At 64.0% G+C, this 21,005-nt stretch carries 18 protein-coding genes; 9 read left to right on the top strand and 9 right to left on the bottom strand.

Annotation, left to right across the window (positions count from 1 at the left end; genetic code table 11):
* The first annotated feature begins 8 nt into the window (after positions 1–8).
* The 5 genes from IVA96_RS22715 to IVA96_RS22735 all read left to right on the top strand — a co-directional run bounded on the left by IVA96_RS22715 (position 9) and on the right by IVA96_RS22735 (position 3,839).
* Positions 9–890 carry an alpha/beta hydrolase gene (locus IVA96_RS22715; protein ID WP_247419289.1) on the top strand — a complete coding sequence of 294 codons (882 nt, stop codon included), beginning with the start codon at positions 9–11 and terminating at the stop codon, positions 888–890.
* A gap of 226 nt (positions 891–1,116) precedes the next feature.
* Positions 1,117–2,061, top strand: a complete 945-nt coding sequence (locus IVA96_RS22720) for a metallophosphoesterase (protein ID WP_247419291.1) — start codon at positions 1,117–1,119, stop codon at positions 2,059–2,061.
* A 14-nt stretch (positions 2,062–2,075) separates the two neighbouring features.
* Positions 2,076–2,411 (top strand): cupredoxin family copper-binding protein, encoded by a 336-nt coding sequence (locus IVA96_RS22725; protein WP_247355170.1) that lies wholly within the window; start codon positions 2,076–2,078, stop codon positions 2,409–2,411.
* Between the two features lie 115 nt (positions 2,412–2,526).
* The gene (locus IVA96_RS22730) at positions 2,527–3,075 is read left to right on the top strand and encodes a sigma-70 family RNA polymerase sigma factor (protein ID WP_247419340.1); all 549 of its coding nucleotides are present in this window, start codon (positions 2,527–2,529) and stop codon (positions 3,073–3,075) included.
* Positions 3,072–3,839: an anti-sigma factor gene (locus IVA96_RS22735; RefSeq protein WP_247419292.1), complete on the top strand. Its 768-nt coding sequence runs from the start codon at positions 3,072–3,074 to the stop codon at positions 3,837–3,839. Before IVA96_RS22730 ends, IVA96_RS22735 begins: the two co-directional genes overlap by 4 nt.
* Positions 3,840–3,958: 119 nt before the next feature.
* Here the strand turns inward: IVA96_RS22735 and hpnO are convergent, their stop codons facing one another.
* On the bottom strand, positions 3,959–5,350 hold the full coding sequence (gene hpnO, locus IVA96_RS22740; protein WP_247333440.1) for an aminobacteriohopanetriol synthase HpnO: 1,392 nt from the start codon (positions 5,348–5,350) through the stop codon (positions 3,959–3,961).
* Positions 5,351–5,491: 141 nt separating this feature from the next.
* Between hpnO and IVA96_RS22745 the strand changes: the two genes are divergently transcribed.
* On the top strand, positions 5,492–6,118 hold the full coding sequence (locus tag IVA96_RS22745) for a DUF2147 domain-containing protein (protein WP_247419295.1): 627 nt from the start codon (positions 5,492–5,494) through the stop codon (positions 6,116–6,118).
* On the opposite strand, the gene IVA96_RS22750 is transcribed toward IVA96_RS22745, so the two are convergent.
* The gene (locus tag IVA96_RS22750; protein WP_247419296.1) at positions 6,086–8,674 is read right to left on the bottom strand and encodes an MMPL family transporter; all 2,589 of its coding nucleotides are present in this window, start codon (positions 8,672–8,674) and stop codon (positions 6,086–6,088) included. The genes IVA96_RS22745 and IVA96_RS22750 overlap by 33 nt on opposite strands.
* A 465-nt stretch (positions 8,675–9,139) precedes the next feature.
* On the opposite strand from IVA96_RS22750, the gene ispH reads away from it, so the two are divergent.
* Together ispH and hpnH are read left to right on the top strand one after the other, a co-directional pair.
* Positions 9,140–10,066 carry a 4-hydroxy-3-methylbut-2-enyl diphosphate reductase gene (ispH, locus tag IVA96_RS22755; protein ID WP_247419343.1) on the top strand — a complete coding sequence of 309 codons (927 nt, stop codon included), beginning with the start codon at positions 9,140–9,142 and terminating at the stop codon, positions 10,064–10,066.
* A gap of 35 nt (positions 10,067–10,101) precedes the next feature.
* Entirely contained in the window at positions 10,102–11,259 is a 1,158-nt protein-coding gene (hpnH, locus tag IVA96_RS22760; RefSeq protein WP_247301324.1) for an adenosyl-hopene transferase HpnH, read from the top strand.
* A 90-nt stretch (positions 11,260–11,349) separates the two neighbouring features.
* Here the strand turns inward: hpnH and IVA96_RS22765 are convergent, their stop codons facing one another.
* The 6 genes from IVA96_RS22765 to IVA96_RS22790 form a co-directional block, all read right to left on the bottom strand.
* The gene (locus IVA96_RS22765) at positions 11,350–12,099 is read right to left on the bottom strand and encodes a phosphorylase (RefSeq protein WP_247301325.1); all 750 of its coding nucleotides are present in this window, start codon (positions 12,097–12,099) and stop codon (positions 11,350–11,352) included.
* Positions 12,096–14,063, bottom strand: coding sequence for a squalene--hopene cyclase (shc, locus tag IVA96_RS22770; protein WP_247419298.1), 1,968 nt, complete (start codon positions 14,061–14,063; stop codon positions 12,096–12,098). The genes IVA96_RS22765 and shc overlap by 4 nt, the downstream gene beginning before the upstream one ends.
* 51 nt (positions 14,064–14,114) lie before the next feature.
* Complete coding sequence (gene hpnE / locus IVA96_RS22775) at positions 14,115–15,371, bottom strand: hydroxysqualene dehydroxylase HpnE (RefSeq protein WP_247419299.1); 1,257 nt, start codon at positions 15,369–15,371, stop codon at positions 14,115–14,117.
* Positions 15,371–16,210, bottom strand: coding sequence for a presqualene diphosphate synthase HpnD (hpnD, locus tag IVA96_RS22780; protein WP_247278903.1), 840 nt, complete (start codon positions 16,208–16,210; stop codon positions 15,371–15,373). Before hpnD ends, hpnE begins: the two co-directional genes overlap by 1 nt.
* Complete coding sequence (gene hpnC / locus IVA96_RS22785) at positions 16,200–17,084, bottom strand: squalene synthase HpnC (protein WP_247278904.1); 885 nt, start codon at positions 17,082–17,084, stop codon at positions 16,200–16,202. Before hpnC ends, hpnD begins: the two co-directional genes overlap by 11 nt.
* Before the next feature lie 179 nt (positions 17,085–17,263).
* Complete coding sequence (locus IVA96_RS22790) at positions 17,264–17,497, bottom strand: hypothetical protein (RefSeq protein WP_166817451.1); 234 nt, start codon at positions 17,495–17,497, stop codon at positions 17,264–17,266.
* A 448-nt stretch (positions 17,498–17,945) separates the two neighbouring features.
* On the opposite strand from IVA96_RS22790, the gene IVA96_RS22795 reads away from it, so the two are divergent.
* On the top strand, positions 17,946–18,443 hold the full coding sequence (locus tag IVA96_RS22795) for a hypothetical protein (RefSeq protein ID WP_247278905.1): 498 nt from the start codon (positions 17,946–17,948) through the stop codon (positions 18,441–18,443).
* Positions 18,444–18,562: 119 nt separating this feature from the next.
* On the opposite strand, the gene IVA96_RS22800 is transcribed toward IVA96_RS22795, so the two are convergent.
* On the bottom strand, positions 18,563–20,926 hold the full coding sequence (locus IVA96_RS22800; RefSeq protein ID WP_247278906.1) for an MMPL family transporter: 2,364 nt from the start codon (positions 20,924–20,926) through the stop codon (positions 18,563–18,565).
* Between the last annotated feature and the right edge of the window lie 79 nt (positions 20,927–21,005).

Raw genomic sequence — 21,005 nt, forward strand, 5'->3', positions numbered from 1 at the left:
CGGCCACCATGATCAATCCGTACCGCTTTTCAATCGGCCCAGCCGACGCGCAGATCGCCATGTTGCAATGGGGCGAGAGCGGGAAACCACCTGCCCTGCTCCTGCATGGCACTGGCTTCGTCGCTGACGTCTGGGACGAGGTCGCGCGCGAGCTTGCATCGACCTACACCGTCTATGCGCTCGACCGCCGCGGCCATGGCGCCAGCCACAAGCCCGGCGCCTATCACTTCCTGGATTACGCCGATGACGTGTGCCGGGTGATCGAGACACTCGAGCTGCGCGACGTCTATGGCATCGGCCACAGTGCTGGTGCGACCGACCTACTCCTCGCGGCAAAACTTCGTCCCGGATGCTTCACGCGCCTGTTCGTGATGGAGCCGACCGTGATGGACCCGCGCGCGGCGCGCTCCGGCGCATTGAGCGACGAATCCCTTTCCCGCGTGCACGGCACGCTGCGGCGACGGGCCGAATTCGAGAACGCTGCGGCCGTCTTCGCGCGCTACCGCGCGGCGCCGGCATTTGCGGATTGGACCGAGACGTCGCTTTGGGCTTACGTGCGCCACGGCTTCGTGCCGCTCGACGACGGCCGGGTAAAGCTCTGCTGCACGCCGGAGATCGAGTCGGCAATCCTGTGTCCGATCTACGAGGCGATGGAGCAGGTTTACGTTGGCGATGCCCGCGGGAATCCGTTTACCTCGCTCACCGAGATCGACTGCCCGGTGCGCGTCACGACCGCCGCGAAGTCGGGGCCGATCTACAAGGAAATGTCGGCGCGCGCCGTATCGCTGATTCCGCGCGTCAGTACGTTGGCCTTCGATGATGCCGGGCATTGCGTGGCGCAGGAAGTGCCGCAGGCCGTGGTGCAAGCCGTGAGAGATTTTTCAAAGTAAGTCTCGTGCCGGACGCGGCGCAGATGCGCCGCCGAGCCGGGGCCCATCTCGGCGCACCGCGCGGCTTTCAGGGTCCCGGCTCTGCAACGCATCACCAAGAGGTGCTGCGTTGCGTCCGGGACACGAGAATTTCCCCCTCACGAAATCGTCATCGCATTCGGGAATAAGACGCTTCCTTCCCCGATCACCTTCCCGAAGCCCAATTCCGGGCGAGAGGAGATGCGCGATGAGCGGACACGATCACGGGGACGACGGCGTCAGCCGCCGCAAGGTGCTGGAATGCATGACCTGGGCCGGCACCGGGGTGCTCTGGACCATCACCGGCGGCGTGCCGCGCTCGCTCGGCATCATCGATAGTGCGCAAGCTGCTACCGCGGCCGCGCCCGGCATGACCTTCCTCCAGATCAGCGACAGCCATGTCGGCTTCGACAAGCCGGCCAATCCCAACGCGCTCGGCACGCTGGAGGAAGCCGTGGGCAAGATCAACGCGATGCCGGTCAAGCCGTCCTTCATGATCCACACCGGCGACATCACGCATCTGTCGAAGGCCGCCGAATTCGACAATGCCGAGCGCATCATCTCGCAAACCAAGCTCGACGTGCATTACGTGCCGGGCGAGCACGACATCATCGACGAGGAGGTGAAGCTCTATCGCGAACGCTACGGCCGTGGCACCAAGGGTCACGGCTGGTACTCGTTCGACGCCGGCGGCGTGCACTTCATCGGCCTAGTCAACGTCGTCGACCTCAAGGCCGGCGGCCTCGGCAATCTCGGCGCCGAGCAGCTCGCCTGGCTCGATGACGATCTGCGCGGCAAGTCAAAATCGACTCCGGTCGTGCTGTTCGCGCACATCCCGCTCTGGACCGTCTATCCCGAATGGGGCTGGGGCACCGAAGACGGCGGCCGCGCGCTGGAATACGTCAAGGGGTTCGGCTCGGTCACGGTGCTCAACGGCCACATCCACCAGGTGATGCAGAAGCTCGAGGGCAACGTCACTTTCCACACTGCGCGCTCGACCGCCTTCCCGCAGCCGGCGCCGGGGGCCGCTCCCTCACCAGGACCGATGAAGGTCGAGAACGCCAGGCTCCGCTCCATGCTCGGCGTTGCCAGCATCAACTTCAAGCAGAACGAGCAGCGCCTCGCCATCATCGACACGCCGCTCCAGGGCTGAGAGAAAAGCTGATCATGAAGACACTCAATCGGCGCGACTTCGGTGTCGACTTCGGTCTCGCTTTGGCCGCGGCCATCCTGTTGCCCACAACAGCTGCCCGTGCCGACGAGACGGAGGTGCATATCGATAATTTCGTTTTCCAGCCGGCCGAGCTCACGATCAAGGTCGGCACCACCGTGACCTGGACCAACCGGGACGACATCCCGCACACCGTGGTGTCGGCCGGCAAGTTCAGGTCCAAGACCCTGGACACCGAGGACAAGTTCTCGTTCACCTTCACCAATGCGGGCGACTACAAATATTTTTGCTCGTTGCATCCGCACATGACGGGGATGATCAAGGTTGAGTAACGTCTCCAACCAAGGCACCCACGTCTTGCCCGGCCGGTTGTCCCACGCCGGCCGGGCTCAGACCTATTCGATCACGGCAAAAGAAGTGGCAAAGCAAAAGGCAAAGCGAGGAGCGATGCCCGGCACCGACGATTTGCAGAAGGCGCTGCGCTTCCGCGAAGCGGCGCTGCCCTATCTCGACGACGTCTACACGCTCGCGCGCTATCTCTTGCGCGATGCCTCCGACGCCGAGGACGCGGTGCAGGAGTGCTATCTGCGAGCGCTGAAGCACTTTGACAGCTATCATGGACCGGCGATGAAGCCGTGGCTGTTCGCGATCCTGCGCAACGTCTGCAACGCCGAATATGCGCGGCGCGCGCATTCGCACAGCGCGATCGAGGAGACGCCCGGCGCCGCCGAGCAGACGCCGATCTGGCAAGAGAGCGAGGCAAGCCCGGAAACCGAAGTGCAGCGCAGCCGCGATGCCGGCGCGATCCGCAAGCTGATCGACGCGCTCGCCGAACCGTTCAAGGAAACCTTCGTGCTGCGGGAGATCAACAATCTTTCCTACCGTGAAATCGCCGAGGTCGTCGGCGCGCCCATCGGTACCGTGATGTCCCGCCTCGCCCGCGCCCGCGCCATGCTGCGCGCGGCCTGGAATGTGGAAGAGGAGCACTCAAGATGACTTGCGAAGAAGCAAGGAACCTGCTTCACGCGCTGCTCGACAATGAGCTCGATGCGGGCCATGCGCGCGAGGTCGAAGCCCACATCGCAAGCTGCCCGGACTGCGCTGCGGAGTTCGCCGCGCAGCGCGACATGCAACGCGTGCTCGCCCACGCCAATTTGCGCTACACCGCGCCCGTAAGCCTGCGCAGCCGGATCGAGGCCTCGTTGCCCGAGCCGCAGCGCCAACAACCGACCCGCCGCTCCGTGCTGCGCGGCTTTGCAATGGGCTCAGCCGTCTCCGCGCTTGCTGCTTCGGGGGTCGTCGCGGTGGTGCTGCGCCAGGACGACCAGCAGCGTATCCTGTCGGAGGTCGTCTCCGCGCATCTGCGCTCGCTCCAGGCCGGTCACCTTACCGACGTGATTTCCACCGACCAGCACACCGTCAAGCCATGGTTCAACGGCAAGCTCGACGTCGCCCCGCCCGTGATCGACCTCACCGCGCAGGGTTTCACGCTGGTCGGCGGCCGGCTCGACTATATCGATGCGCGCGCCATCGGCGCCGTCGTCTACCGGCGCCGGCAGCACGTCATCAACCTGTTCGTGTCGCAGACATCGAACGCAGAATATCGCGCGCCAAAGACCGAAACCATGCAGGGCTTCAACTGCCGTCGTTGGGGCAATCGCGGCCTGAACTTCTGGGCCGTCAGCGATCTCGGCGCCGACGAGCTCGCCGAGTTCGTCGACAGGTTCGAGGCGGCGATCAAGGCGAATGTGGAGGGATAGAAGGGTCTCGCCGTCACTGCGAGAGCGTAGCGACGAAGCAATCCAGGTTCTTTCCGCGGAACGATCCTGGATTGCTTCGCTTCGCTCGCAATGACGCGCGTTGAGACCGATCGGCGAAACTACGCCGACCGTCGTACCGCGTTGTCGACCAAGGTCTTGCCGAGCGACCAGATCGCGCCGGGGACCTTATGGCTGCCGGCGATGACGTCGTCGAAGGCGCGCTCGATCCAGGTGCAGTCTTCCTCGGTGATGGTGAGCGGCGGCAGCAGCTTGATGGTGTGGCTGCCGTGGCCGGCGACCTGGGTCAGAATCTTGTGATCCTTGAACAGCGGCACCGTGATGAGCTGGCAGAACAGGCCCTTGTTGGCGGTCTCCAGTACGTTCCAGGAAGCGCGAAGGCGCAGCGACTTCGGCGGGCCGAACTCGACGCCGATCATCAGCCCCTTGCCGCGGACTTCTTTCATCAGCTCGTAGCCGGGCACCATGCGCGTCAGCGCGAGGCGCAGCTCGGCGCCGCGCTTGGCGGCGGACTCGATCAGCTTGTCGGACTCCATGACGTCGAGCGTGGCGATGCCCGCAGCCATGGCGAGGTCGTTCTTGGAGAAGGTGGAGCCGTGCACCACCGCACGATCCATCTGGTTGAAGATTTTGTCGAAGATGCTCTTGCGCGTCAGCACCGCGCCGACCGGCACGTGGCCGCCCGACAGCGACTTCGACAGCAGCACCATGTCGGGCTCGACGTTCCAGTGCTCGACCGCAAGGAAGCGGCCGGTGCGGCCCATGCCGGTCTGGATCTCGTCGGCTACGAACAACGTGCCGTATTTCTTGCAGAGCGCGGCCGCGCCGGGCAGGAACTCATCGGTGGGCATGTTGACGCCCTTGCCCTGGATCGGCTCGACGACGAAGGCTGCGACCTCGCGCGAGGCCAGCGCCTTTTCGAGCGCGGCCAGATCGTTGAACGGGATCGGGGTGCAGCCCGGCAGCAACGGCTCGAAACCGGTGCGGAAGTTCGAATCACCCGTTAGCGACAGCGCGCCATAGGTCAGGCCGTGATAGCCGTGAGCGCAATAGACGATGCCGGGCCGGCCGGTCGCGCCGCGCGCGAACTTGATCGCGGCTTCGACGCATTCTGCGCCGGAATTGGCGAAGAACGCCTTGTCGAGATAAGGGACGTACTTCAAAAGCCGCTCGGCAAGCACGCCGGCGAGCACCGAGACATCGAACTGGACGAGATTGGGCAGGTCCGCGTCGAGCACGCTCTTGAGCGCCTCACGCATGACGGGATGATTGCGCCCGATCGCAAACACGCCGAACCCGGACAAGAGGTCGAGATAGCGCGCGCCATCGCGATCATAGAGGTACTGCCCCTGCCCCTTCTGGAACCCGACATCGTATCCGATGGTCTTCAGAACCCGAACGAACTGCTCATTCAGATACCGATTATGCAGGGCGCTGCGCTGGGCCTGACGGTCCGCGAAGAGCTCAGACATGTCTGGATTTGGACTGTGCATCCGCTACATACTTCGGTTGAGGGCCGTCTCGTCAACTGAAAACGGACCGCTGTCGAAAACGCTCTGTGCGGCCTTTTGCCCTTTTTCGGACCATCTTCGCAAGCACAGCTTTAAGCGATGTTGCACTGCCAAGGAACTATCATGCGTTTAGCCCTTTACACCGGAATAATACTGGCTGCCGGTTACACCTGTCCGACCCCCGCGCTCGCCGCAGACCCGACCGGCGACTGGCGGGTCGCCGACGGCGTCGCCAACATCCGTGTCGCCCAATGCAACGGCAGCATGTGGGGTGCCGTGTCCTGGGAAAAGCAGCCTGGCGGCCGCGACGAGAACAACCCGGATGCGTCAAAAAAGAACAGGCCGACGCTGGGCATGGCGACCCTGATCGACATGAAGAAGAAGCCCGGCGTCGATCAGTGGGAGGGACAGGTCTACAACGCGAAGGACGGCCAGCTCTACAGTGCAACCATCACGCCGGCCGGTACCGACCAGCTCGAAATCAAGGGCTGCGTGATGGGCTTCCTCTGCGGGGGCGAGACCTGGACCCGGGTTGGTCCGCCGATCCCCTTGAGCCCCGCCAACGCCATGGCCAGGGGCGCGCCGAAGTCCAGCGGCGCGGCACCGAAGGCCCAGGGAACGACGGGCGCCACAGCACCTGCCCCCGCTGCCCCGAAGGCCGTCGGCGCAGCCAAGGCCGGTCAGAAGAGCGCCGCCGACCCGATCGGCGACATCTGCCTACTCCCGGAGATTGCGGGGTTTGCCCATTAGGGCCGGCTGGAACAGCAGCACGGCGGCAAGCGTCGTCACCAGGGAGAGTGCGAGCAGCTTGCCCATGCTGGACGTGCCGGGATGGCTCGACAGCCACAGGCTGCCGAACGCGGTCGCCGTCGTCAGCGCGCTGAAGAAGATCGCGCGTGTCAGGCTGGTCTGGAGCAGGTTCGTTCTGCCCGAGCGCCACGCCACGACGTAATAGATCTTGAAGGCGACGCCGACGCCAAGCAGCAGCGGGAATGCGACGATGTTGGCGAAGTTGAGCGGCAGGCCGATCAACACGCAGATCTCGAGCGTCACCGCGCCGGCAACCAGGAGCGGCACCAGCGTCATCAGCACGTCGACGAACCGGCGTAACGTGACCCATAAGAGCAAGCCGATCACCAGCAGCGCATAGATGCCGGCATGGATGAACGCCTTCACCACGGTGTCGCCGGATTTCAGGATCGAGACCGGGCCGCCGATCGCGGTCGGCTCGGCCGCGAGCACTGCGGCCGCAAATTTGCGCAGGGTGTCGTTGTCATTGGGGTCGCCCTTGGGCAATGCCTCGACGCGGATGATGCCATCCTTGCTCTTCCAGGCGCTGACGAGATCCGGCGGCAGGGATTTCAGGGTGACCGGCTCGGCCTGCATCGCGTTCCTGAGCTGGTCGAACACGATCTTCATCGGCGTGACGAACACGTCCTGCGCCTTGTTGCGCGCGGCCTCATCGGAATTGGCGAGCTTCTCGAGCGCGTCCGCCAGCCGGCGCGAGGCGGCCGCACCCGGGCTCTTCGCATCCCCCGCGGTCCGGCGCAGATTGTCAGCCGAGGATTTCAGCGATTCGACGTTCTCCTGATCGGAGGGAGCCGCATCGATCTGGTCGGGATTGAGCGCGGGATTCAGCACCTTGGCGCCCTGCGCGAGCAGCTTCAGCTTCGGCGGCTGATCCTGCGGCACGAAGCTGTCGAGTGACATCACCCGCAGCACCTCGGGCACCTTCTCCAGCTTGGCTTCGACCTGCCTTGCCTGCTCCTCCGACGTCGCCATCACGTTGATGGCATTGGCGCCGGTGTTGGGATCCTTGCGCAAGTCGAGGAAGGTCGCGATGGATTCGGCGTGCGGGTTGCGCAGATTCATCGGATTGAAGTCGAATTTCATGAAGTAGAGCAGCGGCAGGCCGCCGAGCGCCAGCAGCAGCGTGCCGCCGACGATCAGGACGCGGTGCTTTTCGAGGAAGTGATCGAGCGGCGCCAGGAAGGCGTAACCGACCGGCTCCGGTTCGCCGGGCGGGTTCAACAGCTTCAACAGCGCCGGCAGCACGGTGATCGAAGAGATGAACGCCACCAGCATACCGACGCCGGCGATCTGGCCGAGCTCGGAGATGCCCTTGTAATCGGTCGGCATGAAGCAGAGGAAGCCCGCGGCCGTTGCCATCGCCGCGAGCGACAGCGGCACCGCCGAGCGCTTGGCGGCCAGCACCAGCGCGCCCGAGAGATTGTCGTGCTTGTAGCGCTCGGATCGGTAACGGACGCTGTACTGGATGCCGAAATCGACGCCGAGACCGACGAACAGCACCGCAAACGCGATCGATAGCAGATTGAGGGAGCCGACCATCATCAGGCCGGCCGCGGTCGTGATCGCGAGGCCCACGAAGAGGTTGACGAACACCGCGAAGATGATCTTCGCCGAATGCAGCGCCAGCCACAGGATGAGCAGCACGACGAGGACCGTGCCGATGCCGTTGACGACGGCGCCTTCCTGGACGGTCGCGTATTCCTCGTTGGCGATCGGGACCGGGCCGGTCAGCCGCACCCGCGCCTGGTATTTGGTGGGGAAATCCAGATCCGCTGCGGCCTTGCGGATTGCATCGGTGGCGCCCTTGCCCGGCTCCAGCGCGTTGTAGTCGAGGATCGGCTTGAACTCGATGAAGGCGCGCTTGTCCGAATCCTTCAGCGGCTCGTCGCTGACGAGCTCGCGCCAGGAGAAGCTGGCATTGCCCTTGTTGAGCACGGTCTCGACCGTCTGCGCGATCAGGTTGAAGGGCCGTTCCGTGCTGTCGAGTTTGACCTGGCCGCGCTTGACGCCGGCAAGTCCGGTCTCGAGCGCGCCGGTCAGGCCGCGGATCGAGGGGTCGCCCGCCATGATCTCGATCAGGGGCGCTGCGGATTCGAACTGACCGGTAATCTTGCCGACCTCCTCGGTCGGCAGGAACAACAGGCCGTTCTTCTCGAAGAACTCGCCGCTGCCGAGCTGCTGCATCGACTGGAAGTTGGTCTTGTCGTCTTTCAGCTTGGCAAAGAGCGCGTCCGCCGCCGCGCTCGCCATTTCGGGCGTCTTGGCCTCGATGACCGCCGTGATAGTCGCATCGCGGTCGAAGGCGCGGTCGAACTGCTGGTCGCGCTGGCGCCAGTCGAGATTCTGGGCAATCAGCGAATTGATGTCGGTGTTGATGGCGAAGTGGCGCGCAGCGTAATAGCCCGCTCCCACCGACAGCAGGAGCCCGAGAACGACGACGAGGGAGGCAAACCGGGTGCAGGCCCTGACAATGGCAACGACGACGCTTTGCAGCACTTCTTTTCTTTCTGCGGTTAACAGCTTGCCGGAAACGCCCGCTGTTTATCGGAGTTCCCGGGCGAAACCTATTGCTGTTTTGAGTGGCTCTCGCCGCGCGAAGGTTCGAGGTAAACGGCGGAGGAGCGTGGCAAAAACCAATGCGGGGCGGTCGGTATAACCGGGAAGTTGAGGCGGGAAAGTGACGAAAGAGTGAGCACCGTGCCGCATCTCGCTCACCGTGGATTACCCTACTATAATACCATCGAATGGATTTTGTCGGGAACCCTAGGTTCATTCAGCCTTCCCTTGCTGCCGATTTTTTGACACAAAGTATTGCGCCTCCATGCGCCGGAGCCCCGAACGGGGAGTGGCGGCTACCGCGTGCGCAAGACCGATGGTGCGGATATTGCAGCTCGTTGGTCAGTATCGGGTGCTGTCGGGAACTTTGAAGTGGATTGGTGCAACTTGCGTGATGGACGTCCAATGGAAGTTTATCTGGCGCAGCCGCGCGGCTTCTGCGCGGGCGTGGTGCGTGCGATCGAGATCGTGGAGCGGGCCCTGGAAAAGTACGGCCCGCCCGTCTACGTGCGCCATGAGATCGTGCACAACAAATACGTGGTCGAGAGCCTGAAGAACAAGGGCGCGATCTTCGTCGAGGAATTGTCCGAGGTGCCGCCGAAAGCGGTCACCGTTTTCAGCGCCCATGGCGTCGCCCGGAGCGTCGAGGAAGAGGCCGCCGCGCGCGACCTTCCGGTGCTGAACGCCACCTGCCCCCTGGTCACGAAAGTTCACAATCAGGGGAAGCGCTACATCACCAAGGGACGCACGCTGATCCTGATCGGCCATGCCGGCCACCCCGAGGTCGAGGGCACGATGGGCCAGGTTCCCGCTCCCGTGCTGCTGGTTCAAAGCGTTGAAGAGGTTAAGGCGCTGACGCTGCCGGCGGATACGCCAGTGGCCTACATCACCCAGACCACCCTGTCGGTCGACGACACCAAGGACATCATCGCGGCCCTTCAGGCCCGCTTTACAGATATTCAAGGTCCGGATATCCGGGATATCTGCTATGCGACACAGAACCGCCAAACTGCGGTAAGGGATTTGAGCAAGCTGGTCGACGTGATCTTGGTGGTTGGCGCTGCCAACAGTTCGAACTCGAACCGGCTCCGCGAAATCGGCACTGAAGCCGGCGTCGCCAGTTATTTGATTGCCGACGGCAGCGAGCTCAATCCGGAGTGGTTGAAGGATGCCAGAACTGTTGGCGTCACGGCCGGCGCATCGGCGCCCGAGGTACTCGTGGATGACGTGATCGAAGCGATGCGGCGGATCGGACCTGTGAAGGTCTCGGTGTTGCCGGGCCGCGAGGAAAACATCGAATTCAGGCTTCCGGCGCAACTGGCTGCGAGCTGACCCACCCGAATTCAAAGCCCAGAAAGAAACTTGTAATGGCCATCCCGTTCTTCAAGGAAATGCGTATCGGCGGCTATTTGCTCAAGCAGAAACTGCTTGGCCGCAAACGCTATCCGCTTGTGCTCATGCTGGAGCCGCTATTTCGCTGCAACCTCGCCTGCGTCGGCTGCGGCAAGATCGATTATCCCGACGCGATCCTCAACCGCCGCATGACGGCCCAGGAGTGCTGGGACGCCGCCGACGAATGCGGCGCGCCAATGGTCGCGATTCCCGGCGGCGAGCCGCTGATCCACAAGGAGATCGGCGAGATCGTGCGCGGCCTCGTCGCGCGCAAGAAGTTCGTCTCGCTCTGCACCAACGCGCTGCTGCTTGAGAAGAAGCTGGATCTGTTCGAGCCCTCCCCGTATTTGTTCTTCTCCGTGCATCTCGACGGCCTGCGCGATCACCACGACAAGGCGGTGTCGCAGAAGGGCGTGTTCGACCGCGCCGTCTCCGCAATCAAGGCGGCCAAGGCGCGCGGCTTCACCGTCAACGTCAACGCCACCATCTTCGACGGCCATCCGGCCGAGGAGATCGCGAAATTCCTCGACTTCACCGTCGAGCTCGGCGTCGGCGTCTCGATGTCCCCGGGCTACGCCTATGAGCGCGCGCCGGACCAGGAGCACTTCCTCAACCGCACCAAGACCAAGAAGCTGTTCCGCGACGTCTTCGCCATGGGCAAGGGCAAGAAGTGGAATTTCATGCATTCCGGCCTGTTCCTGGACTTCCTCGCCGGCAACCAGGAATACGAGTGCACGCCGTGGGGCATGCCCGCGCGCAACATCTTCGGCTGGCAGAAGCCCTGCTACCTGCTCGGCGAAGGCTATGCGAAGACTTTCAAGGAGCTGATGGAGACCACCGACTGGGACAGCTACGGTACCGGCAAATACGAGAAGTGCGCCGACTGTATGGCCCATTGCGGCTACGAGCCGACCGCGGCGACCGCAGCCCTCAACAACCCGCTGAAGGCGATGTGGGTGTCGCTGCGCGGCATCAAGACCACTGGCCCGATGGCGCCGGAGATCGACATGTCCAAGCAGCGCCCGGCTCAGTACATCTTCTCCGAGCAGGTCCAGAAGAAGCTCTCGGAGATCCGCCGCGACGAAGCTCTCGCAGCGCAGGAGAAGGCGACGAAGGCTTCGACGGCGGCTTGAGGCAGGCCCAAGCAGGTAAGATGCAGGTAAGATAAAGACCCGGTCGCCAATGCGACCGGGCCTTTCTTTTCGTCAGCTCGAAGAAGCCGCTCAGGCCGCCTCTGACACCAGGGTCTCGCTGCCGGCGACCTCGGTGCCGATCAGAAAGTCGCGGCAGCCGCGCAAAGATCGCAGCGCGCGGTTGAAGTCGAGGCCGGTCGAGACCAGCGCATGCAGCGTCGCCGGATTGCGCACGATGCCGCGCAGCACGGCCGGAAGGTCGATCTGGCCGTTCGGCTTAATGGCGGCGCGGGCGAGCGCCGGCAGCGCGCGATGGGCGGGGTCGCTGATGACGCGGACCGCGGCAAAGGGCAGCCCGGCCTCGGCCGCGTAGGCGGCCGCGATGTGGCTCTCCATATCGACGGCCGCTGCTCCAGTCTCGGAATGCAGCGCCGCCTTGCAGGACCGCCCGGTGACCACTTCCTCGGCACCGGCGAGGCTACCGCGCACGACACGGCGGCGTCCCGAGGTCAGGCGATCGATGAGGTCGTCGCCGAGCGACAGGCCGGCGGCCCAGCGGGTGTCGCCGGACAGCACTTCGGTCGCCAGCACGACGTCACCGGAGCGCAAGGTCGGGTCGAGCCCGCCAGCCACACCAAACGAGATCACACCGCGAATCGTTTCGGGATCCACCACCGTCAGCAGGGCCCGCAACTGGGTCGGGCTGCTGGATGAACAGATGACCGCCATTCCGGGCCCGGCTGCAATGCGGGCCTCCTGAACCAAACCGGTCACGATCAGTATCGGCCGCGGGTCGATCGTATTACCCGCGGTAAAATAGTCCCCCGTCCCCAAAGTCACATTCCGACCCCTACCACCCTGCTGTTGGTGTTCCGCAAGTTCCGGTACCGCGCCAGTGCCCACAGCGGGAAGAACTTTGGGTAACCATGATATCGTAGATAGAACACGCGGGGGAAGCCTGTGGCGGTGTACCGCTGCTCGTCCCACAGTCCTTTTTTGTTTTGTGTTGCAATCAGGTACTCCACCCCGCGGGCGACGGCCGGGTGATCAACCTCGCCTGCCGCCATAAGGGCAAGCAAGGCCCATGCCGTTTGCGAGGCGGTCGAGGGCGCAGCCTCCCAGCCCTTGTAGTCCAGGCGATAGCTGACGGCATCCTCGCCCCAGCCGCCGTCCTCGTTCTGGATCGAGGCCAGCCAGGCGGCGGCTTTGCGAATCATGGGGTCCTTGTGGTCGACGCCGGCCATGTTGAGGGCACAGAGCACGGACCAGGTTCCATAGATGAAGTTCATGCCCCAGCGGCCATACCAGGACCCTTCCGGATGCTGGGTTTTCCGCAAGTAGGCGACCCCGTCGGCCACGTGCTTGCTGGTCTTCGCGGTCTCGCCGAGCTGGGCCAGCATCGAAATGCAGCGCGCGGTGACGTCCTCGGTTGGCGGGTCGAGCAGCGCGCCGTGGTCGGAGAACGGGATGTTGTTCAGGTAATATTCGAGATTGTTGACGTCGAAGGCAGCCCAGCCGCCGTCGTCGCTTTGCATGCCCTCGATCCACTCCCGGCCGCGGGCGATCGCGGCGTCATAGCCGGTCGCGCCGTGCTCCCGGCGCATCCGGTCCATCGACATCACCACGACGGCGGTGTCGTCGAGATCGGGATAATGGGCATTGTTGTACTGGAAGGCCCAGCCGCCCGGACGCACGTCGGGCCGCTTCACCGCCCAATCGCCCTTCACTTCGAGCTCCTGCTTCGGGACCAACCAATCGAGGCCACGCTTGGCGGCCGGCACGGCTTGCGCGTTGCCAGCTTCCAGCAGCGCATGGGCCGTCAACGTCGTGTCCCACACCGGCGAGACGCAGGGCTGGCAATAGGCTTCGTCGTCTTTGATAACGAGCAGCTTGTCGATGCCCCGCCGCGTCGTCGCGCGTGGCGGATAATTCTCGTCCTTTCCGAGCGCGTCATACATCATGACGATATTAGCCATGGGCGGATAGATCGCGCCCATGCCATCCTCGCCGTTGAGCCGCTCCTCGGTGAAGGCGAGCGCCGCATCAATCGCGCGCTTGCGCAGGCTCTTGGGAAACATCGGCTCGATCACGCGCAGGATCGCATCGAGCGAGCGGAAGAGCAGGAACCAGGCCATGCTCTGGTGCGGCGCCTTCGCGGTCATGCCGATTGAACGCGGATCCTGCAGGAACAGCTCGTCGATGCCGACGCCCTTCGGATTCTTCGCACGCGGCTTCAGCGCGGCGATCACCATCAGCGGCACCATCGTTGTGCGCGCCCAATAGGAGATCTTGTTGAGGTGGAACGGCGACCAGAACGGCAGCAGCACGATCTCGATCGGCAGCACCGGCACCGCGCGCCAGGTCACGACGCCGAATGTCGCCAGCAGGAAGCGCGTGAAGACGTTGCTATGAATCGCACCGCCGCGGGCATGAATGGCCTCGCGCGCACGCACCATGTGCGGGGCATCGATGGAATCGCCGATCATCTTCAGCGCGAAATAGGCTTTCACGCTGGCGCTCATGTCGAACTCACCGTCATGCACCAGCGGCCAGCCGCCATGGGCACCCTGGACGCGACGCAGATAGTTGCCGATCTTGGCTTCGAGCAAAGTGTCGACGGGCTCGGCGAGATAATGGCGCAGCAGGATATACTCGGCCGGAATCGTGCAGTCGGCCTCGAGCTCGAACACCCAATGGCCGTCCGCTTGCTGGAAGCCGAGGACGCCTTGCGTCGCCGATGCAATGCTCGATTCCAAGATGCTTGGATCCAAGGCTTCGCGGCTGGTCGCGTTCACGGAATCCATGTCGCTCGATTGCTCCGATTGTCGATTGAAATTGACCGGGACATTTGCCCGTCAGGGCCGCTGTGCGGCGAGAATCAGATCGGCGGCGCGATCGCCCGACCGGACCGATCCCTCGATGGTTGCCGGCAATCCCGTAGCAGTCCAATCCCCAGCAAGGAACAGGTTTTTCAGCGCAGTGACCGGCGCCGGACGCAGGGCATTCTGCGCTGGCGTCGCGGCAAACGTGGCGCGGCGCTCACGCACGATCTGCCACGGAGGCAACTCACCGGACACGCCGCCGGCCTTGCAGACGTCGTTCCAGATCGCCTGCGCGAGTTCCTCGCGCGGCATGTCGACCAGGCGGTCGCCATTGCTGATGGTGACGGAAAGTCGGTTCGGGAACGCGAACAGCCACTCCACAACGCCGCCGATCACGCCGAGGATCGGCGCAGAGCCCGGCGGCGGTTCGAAGCGGAAATGCGCGTTCACGATGGCGCGGAATTCGGTGGGCGTCTTCAGGCCGGGCAGCAGGCTGGCGGCGGCGCGGGGTGGCACCGCCATTACGATGACGTCCCCCTCACTGAGCTCGATCACGTCCTCGCCGCCGAAATTCAGCGCGGCGACCTTGCCGTCATTGGTGTAAAACGAACGCAGCTCATGGCCGAGCTGAACCGTGTGGCCGCGCTCAGCCAAGAATTTCACAGCAGGCTCGATCAGGACGGCGCTGAGGCCGTCGCGCGCGATCAGGGGACGGCAGGCCTGCCCCCCCGCGAGCAGCGTCTCGCGCACGATCGCGCCGGCGAGCCCGGCCGAGCCCTCGGGCGGATCGACATTGAGCGCCGCCAGCAGCAACGGCTGCACCAGACGCTGATAGAGGATGCCCTCGCAAGGAATGGACTTGCCGACCAGTGTCTCCTCCGACGCCCAGACCAGCGGCGCCAGCTTGAGATAATCGCTCAGCCCGGTATCGGGCACCCGGCGGCTCTCGTCGAGGACCCAGGTCGGCAGCCGGCCATCGCCGAGATCGATCTGCCAGCGTTGCCCGGTCTTGATGTCGACGAAGGGAAACTGCGCGCGCTCGGGGCCGACAAGGCCGGCCTCGGTGCCGATCGCGCGCGCATAGGCACGCGCATGGCTGTTGCCCGACAGCAGCAGATGATTGCCATTATCGATGGTGAGATTGGTGGCGCCGTCGAAATAGGACCGGCAGCGGCCGCCGGCCTGGTGCGTTGCCTCGTGCACGGCGACCTTGAAGCCGGCATTGGCGAGCCGCACGGCGGCGGAGAGGCCGGAAATCCCGGCGCCGATGATATGAACTGTCTTTTGCATCAGATGAAAGCGTAACGGAGCAGGATCAGGATGCGTGTGATCTTCGACACACGCACCGGCGCGCGCGGCGCGTCGAAGCCGCGCGCCATCAGGAGGTCCAGAATGGAATGATAGTATTTCGACATGATCCGCGGCGCGCGCACCGCGCGGCGCTTGTTGCGGTTCATGATCTCGTCCGACTTCTCGAAATGCGATTTCGCGCGCTGCGCCAGCGGCAGACAGACTTTCGGCAGCGCGCGCTCGGCGATGACGCGGTTGGGATCGGTGGCGGTGATGCCGGCATGCAGCAGCGCCTCGCGCGGCAGATAGAGCCGGCCGAGGCCAGCGTCCTCATCGATGTCGCGCAGGATGTTGGTGAGCTGAAGCGCGCGGCCGAGATGATGGGCAAGCAGGATACCGTCTTCTTCAGGCAGGCCGAACACCCGCACCGACAGGCGCCCCACGGCGCTGGCGACACGATCGCAGTAGAGATCGAGGGTCGCCATATCGGGCGCGCGGATGTCCTGCGGCACGTCCATCTCCATGCCGTCGACGATGGCAAGGAAGTCCTCGCGCTTCAGCCCGAAGGTCTTCACCGAGGCGACGTAGTCCTTCAGGCGCGGCGGCGGATTGCCCTGATAGAGCGCATCGATGTCGTTGCGCCACTGCTGAAGCGCGGCAAGCCGCTCCGCGCGCGGGCCGTCAGAATCGGCGATGTCGTCGACCTGGCGGCAGAAGCTGTAGATCTGGAACATCGCTTCGCGCTGATCATGCGGCAGGATGCGCATCGCGGCGTAGAAAGAGCTGCCGGATGCGGTCGAACCATAATTGGCGCCGGGCGAGGTCGCCTCAAGCGTCATGTGCAGTCCCCGGTCTGGAAATGGCCCTGCGTCCGATCGCGCGACGGCCGACTTCGCCAATCATCCCGGCGAGACTGAAGGCGAGCAGCTCGAGCTTGTTCAGATGCACGCGCTGGCGCAGGGGATCGCGCACCTTGAGCAGGCGCACGATGCGGTCGGCATAGGCCTGGATCACCGAAATGTCGACGCCCAGGCGGAAGTCCCTCACCTGCGCGCTGAGCGACTTGCTCTCGTTCAGCAGCGCTTCGTTACGCACGGCGAGCGCCTGAAGGCAGGCCAGCATCGCCGGCGGCGACTGCGTCAGCCCGAGCTGCTCGACGGAGGCGCCGCTCGCGGCCAGCGCATCGCGCGGCAGATAGACGCGGTTGAGTTCGCGAAAATCCTTGCCGCAATCCTGGAGGTGGTTGTTGATCTGGAGCGCCGCGCAGAGCGCATCCGAGGCAGCCCAGGTCGAGGTGCTCTCACCATGAACGTCGAGCATGAAGCGGCCGACCGGCATCGCCGAATAGCGGCAATAGTGGATGACCTCGTCCCAATTCTCGTAGCGCAGCTTGGTGACGTCCATGCGGAAGGCGATGAGCACGTCGAGCGCATGGCGCGGCGCCATGCCGCGCTCGGCCAGTGCACGGCGCAGGGTGACCGATTCGGCCTGGGTGTCGCCCCTGCCGAGCAGTTCCGCCTCGAGCAGGTCGAGATAAGCGAGCTTTTCGTCGGGCGGCAGCGTCGAATGGTCGGCGATGTCGTCGGCGGTGCGGACGAAATTGTAATACGCCAGAATCAGCGCGCGATGACGCGGATGAATGATCCAGGACGCGACGGGAAAATTCTCGTCGCGGTCACTCTTGCCGGATCGCAATTCGCTCGCAGAGGTCATCGAGGGCTGGTTTACAATCGGTTGGACAGGAAGGGCTTTTTCGCTCGCGCGGGCTCATGCCGGCGGCCCCCATATAGGGGAATACGGCCGCAAAACCAATCCTGTCTCTCGATGGCTGCCCCTTGCGGATCGCGCCGACAAAGGCGGCCCAGGCCGCCCTTGTCGGCCAGCGGCCGAGCTTACTGGTTGTGGTTCTTCAGGACCTGGTCGCAGGCCTGCGAGATCTTGGCCCGGTTCTCCTTGAGGCAGGCCAGGACGGTGAAATCGCCCTGGTCGATGACCGGACGGCAGAACTTCTGCACGTCGCGTGTGCAGGCCTTCTGCTCAGCGTCCGTGCCACGCCCTTGCTGGGCGAACGCCGCCGTCGAAAGAGAGGCCGACAGCAGGGTGAGAGCGACGAGAAGCTTACGCATTGTATTCCTTCATTCTGACGGCAGAATCGCACCGATCACGGGCTGCACAGGGCGGATGTCCGGCGCGGATTCTTCTGATGGCAAGTTGCCGCGGGAGTAGCGGGCTCAGAGAAGGCACAAGCACTGGCAAATGCGGCCAAATTGGCGCCACTTCCACCAAATCAGGTCTTCCCTGCGCCTTCATTGGCAGATGTAAGAGGCTGATACTACGAGATAATTCTGGAACATCGCGTTTTGGCTGGGATCTGTTGCAGAGCTGCATCTCTCCGCCTCGCTGTTTCGGTCAGAAACACACCGAAACACGGGGAATCGCGTTATTGCGCGTGGCACGAAGCACCATCTTCGGTGGTCACGCGTTGAACCTAGCACAGGCTCGGAACACTAAACTTTCGATGTGGCGAGACGTCCTTGTCTTGAATGGACGTCGTTCCAAAACGGGATATTTGAGATGACATTCTTTGGGCGATCTGGACAGGCAATCAAGGCGGTCGGCATCGGGGCTGCGCTGCTCTTCTCAGTGTCGGCAAGCCATGCTCAATCGTCCGGCCCATTTGCCGGTTTTGACGGCGCGTGGACCGGCACCGGCACGGTGTCGCTGTCCGACGGCTCCACCGAACGCATCCGCTGCAAGGCCGATTACAAGGTCGCCGGCAGCGGCCTCAACCTCAAGCAGGCGCTGCACTGCGCGTCCGACAGCTACAAGTTCGACCTCACGAGCGACGTGACGAGCCAGGGCGACCGCATCTCCGGCAATTGGAGCGAAGCCAGCCGCAACATCTTCGGCAACCTCCAGGGCACCGCCGGCGGCGGCCAGATCGACGTGTTCGTCGAGGCCAACGGTTTTGCCGCCAATCTGTCACTGCGCACCAACGGCACCAAGCAGACGGTGCAGATCTCTTCCAAGGGCGAAATCCGCGGCGTCAACATCACGATGACGAAGGGCTGACGTCCTTTCCGCTCACGAGCAACAAAGCCCCCGGCTCTCGCGAGCCGGGGGCTTTTTGTTGACATGGACATGCGTATGGCTGCTTGACGTCGAATACGAGACGGCCCGGGCCCTCCCGCTCAAATCGCCGGCTTGTCGCCCTGCAGCTTCGCGTGCAGATTGATCAGCCACATCGCCGTCGGCCGCAGGATGAAGAGGTCGGCGACGAGCGCCATCACCATCGAGAAGGCGCTGAGCCAGCCGAACAGCCGCAGCGACGGCAGGTCGGAGAACACGGTCACGACGAGGCCGCAGGCCAGCACCACCGTGGTCAGGATCAGCGCCGGGCCGACCAAGACGGTGGCGCGCTCCACCGCGAGCGCCGAGCCGACGCCCGGCTTGCTCTCGAGCCTCAGGCGGTTGAGGAAGTGGATGGTGGCGCTGAGGCCGAGGCCGAACGAGACGGTGAGCGCGACGACGCTGGCGAATTGCAGGCCCTCGCCCATCGCCCACAGCACCGTACCCGACATCACCACCGGGAAGATGCCAGGCAGGATGCAGGCCAACATCACGACCCAGGAGCGGAAGGCGAGGCCGATGAAGATCGCGACCAGCGCGAATTCGACGGTGAGGCCGCGGTTCAGCTTCTCGATCATGCTGGCCGAGTTGCGCGCCGCAATCGCAGCGAGGCCCGTCACCGCAATCTCGTAGCCGGGATGCTTCTTGCGGACGGCGTCGAGTTCGGAATCGAGCTTGTCGACGATCGGCAGCAGCTGGCTGGAATCCTTGTCCGGCACACGGCCGGCGACCACGACCGCGTCCTGCTCGGCGTCGATGAAGCGCCGCACCAGGTGCTCGGGGATGACGTTGACATATTCCTGCAGCGTCGCGACGTCGGCGCTGCCGGCCTTTTCCGCCAGCCAGCGGCGCAGGGTCTCGAGCGACCAGACGTTGCCGACACCGGCCGCCTTCTCCACGATCGCATGCACGTCGCCGATGGTCTGGAGCGTCTCCGGCGAATAGAGCGATTCGCCCTTGGGGAACGCGATCAGAACGTTGACCGGATTGGCGCCGGTCAGCTTGGCGTCGAGCCGGTCGCTGGCGGCGACCGCCTGGCGCTTGTCCGGCACCTGATCGGCGAGCCGGTAGCGCGGCTCCAGATTGGCATAGATGACGCCGAGGCCGCCGACGAACAGCACCGCGATCAGGCTGAACAGGCCGGGACGGCCGACCATGCGCACCGCGATCCAATAGCAGAAATTGCGCAGCGCCTGGACGCCGGCATCGGCACCCTGGAACTTGACCGCAAAAACCTTCTCGTTGCGCACGAACAGCACGCCGAACACCGGCACCAGCGACAGCACCGCGACCAGCGCGATGATGGTGGCAGCAAGGCCCGCTTCGCCAAACTTGCGGATCAGGTCGGAGTCGGAGAATTGGAGCGCGATGAAGGAAATGCCGGCGGTGCCGTGCGTCAGCACGCAGGCCGGTCCCACCACCAGCACGGCGTTCTTGAACGCGGTGAACTTGTCCTGGCCTGCGATCAGCCGGTCGCGCGCGGCGAAGGTGAGCTGCATCGAGTCCGAGAAGCTGATGACCATGATGAGCGGCGTCATCACGTTCAGGAACATGTTAAGGTTGAAATTAGCCCAGCCGAGCGCACCGAGCGCCAGCAGGATCGCGATCATCGGCGGGAATGCCGCCGCGACCATGAACGAGATCTTGCGGAAGAAGATGATGGCGATGATACAGCCGGCGAGGATGCCGAGGATGTTGTAGGTGAGCCCGTCGCGTTCGACCGCGTTGCGGATCTCGAGCTGCATCACCGGCACGCCGGAGAGCTGCACGTTGAGCCCGGTGTCGCTAAGGTCCTCCTTCATCAGCGCGCGGATGTCGCCGACGGTCTTGGTCAGCTTATTGGAGCCGACCACCTCCGGATCGAGCGACAACACGATCAGGGCCAGCGTGCCGTCCTCCGACAACAGCTTGCCGCGGATGATCTCGTTGTTCTTGACGGTCTCGATGAACTTGTCATAGGCCGCGCCCTCGGGCAGCTCGGGCGGGAACAGCGCCGCCGGCAGCTTGCCCGGCGCCGGCGCCTGGCGCGCAGAGAACAGCGAGACCAGCCCGCGCGTGCCTTCGACCAATTGCAGGTCCGTGATGAAGTCCCGCAGCTTCTCCAGGTTGTTCCTCGCCAGCAGATCCTTGCCCTCAACCACGACGAGAACGTCGAACTCCTCGGCCGGGAACTTCTTGGTCACCTCTTCGTATTGGTGGAATTCGCGGGTGTCGGAGCGGAAGAGCTGCGACAGCGAATCGTCGATCTTGATCCGGTGAATGCCGAACACGGCGCCGACGATCAGCGCGAGCAGGACGATACAGGAAACGATCGGGGTCCGGACGGCGATCAGCCCGAGCCGTTCCAGCCCGAAGGCGATCGAGGACGTAGGTCCCTGCTCGACCTTGTCGACATGAACCTCATTCTCGCTGTGCTTTTCGAGCATGCCTTATCCAGTTCCTAAATCGGTTCGGTCTTGAGAGCTTATTACGCCCCGCGAACGGCTTGAAAACGCCATACCAATG

The organism is Bradyrhizobium sp. 159 (assembly GCF_023073795.1).
Classification (GTDB): Bacteria; Pseudomonadota; Alphaproteobacteria; order Rhizobiales; family Xanthobacteraceae; genus Bradyrhizobium.

Coding starts and splice junctions, on each gene's coding strand:
- IVA96_RS22790 (WP_166817451.1), bottom strand. CDS start 17,497: ATGCGTAAGCTTCTCGTCGCTCTCACCCTGCTGTCGGCCTCTCTTTCG.
- IVA96_RS22715 (WP_247419289.1), top strand. CDS start 9: ATGATCAATCCGTACCGCTTTTCAATCGGCCCAGCCGACGCGCAGATC.
- IVA96_RS22720 (WP_247419291.1), top strand. CDS start 1,117: ATGAGCGGACACGATCACGGGGACGACGGCGTCAGCCGCCGCAAGGTG.
- IVA96_RS22730 (WP_247419340.1), top strand. CDS start 2,527: ATGCCCGGCACCGACGATTTGCAGAAGGCGCTGCGCTTCCGCGAAGCG.
- IVA96_RS22800 (WP_247278906.1), bottom strand. CDS start 20,926: ATGCTCGAAAAGCACAGCGAGAATGAGGTTCATGTCGACAAGGTCGAG.
- hpnC (WP_247278904.1), bottom strand. CDS start 17,084: ATGACCTCTGCGAGCGAATTGCGATCCGGCAAGAGTGACCGCGACGAG.
- IVA96_RS22725 (WP_247355170.1), top strand. CDS start 2,076: ATGAAGACACTCAATCGGCGCGACTTCGGTGTCGACTTCGGTCTCGCT.
- shc (WP_247419298.1), bottom strand. CDS start 14,063: ATGGATTCCGTGAACGCGACCAGCCGCGAAGCCTTGGATCCAAGCATC.
- hpnO (WP_247333440.1), bottom strand. CDS start 5,350: ATGCACAGTCCAAATCCAGACATGTCTGAGCTCTTCGCGGACCGTCAG.
- hpnE (WP_247419299.1), bottom strand. CDS start 15,371: ATGCAAAAGACAGTTCATATCATCGGCGCCGGGATTTCCGGCCTCTCC.
- hpnD (WP_247278903.1), bottom strand. CDS start 16,210: ATGACGCTTGAGGCGACCTCGCCCGGCGCCAATTATGGTTCGACCGCA.
- ispH (WP_247419343.1), top strand. CDS start 9,140: ATGGAAGTTTATCTGGCGCAGCCGCGCGGCTTCTGCGCGGGCGTGGTG.
- IVA96_RS22795 (WP_247278905.1), top strand. CDS start 17,946: ATGACATTCTTTGGGCGATCTGGACAGGCAATCAAGGCGGTCGGCATC.
- hpnH (WP_247301324.1), top strand. CDS start 10,102: ATGGCCATCCCGTTCTTCAAGGAAATGCGTATCGGCGGCTATTTGCTC.
- IVA96_RS22735 (WP_247419292.1), top strand. CDS start 3,072: ATGACTTGCGAAGAAGCAAGGAACCTGCTTCACGCGCTGCTCGACAAT.
- IVA96_RS22745 (WP_247419295.1), top strand. CDS start 5,492: ATGCGTTTAGCCCTTTACACCGGAATAATACTGGCTGCCGGTTACACC.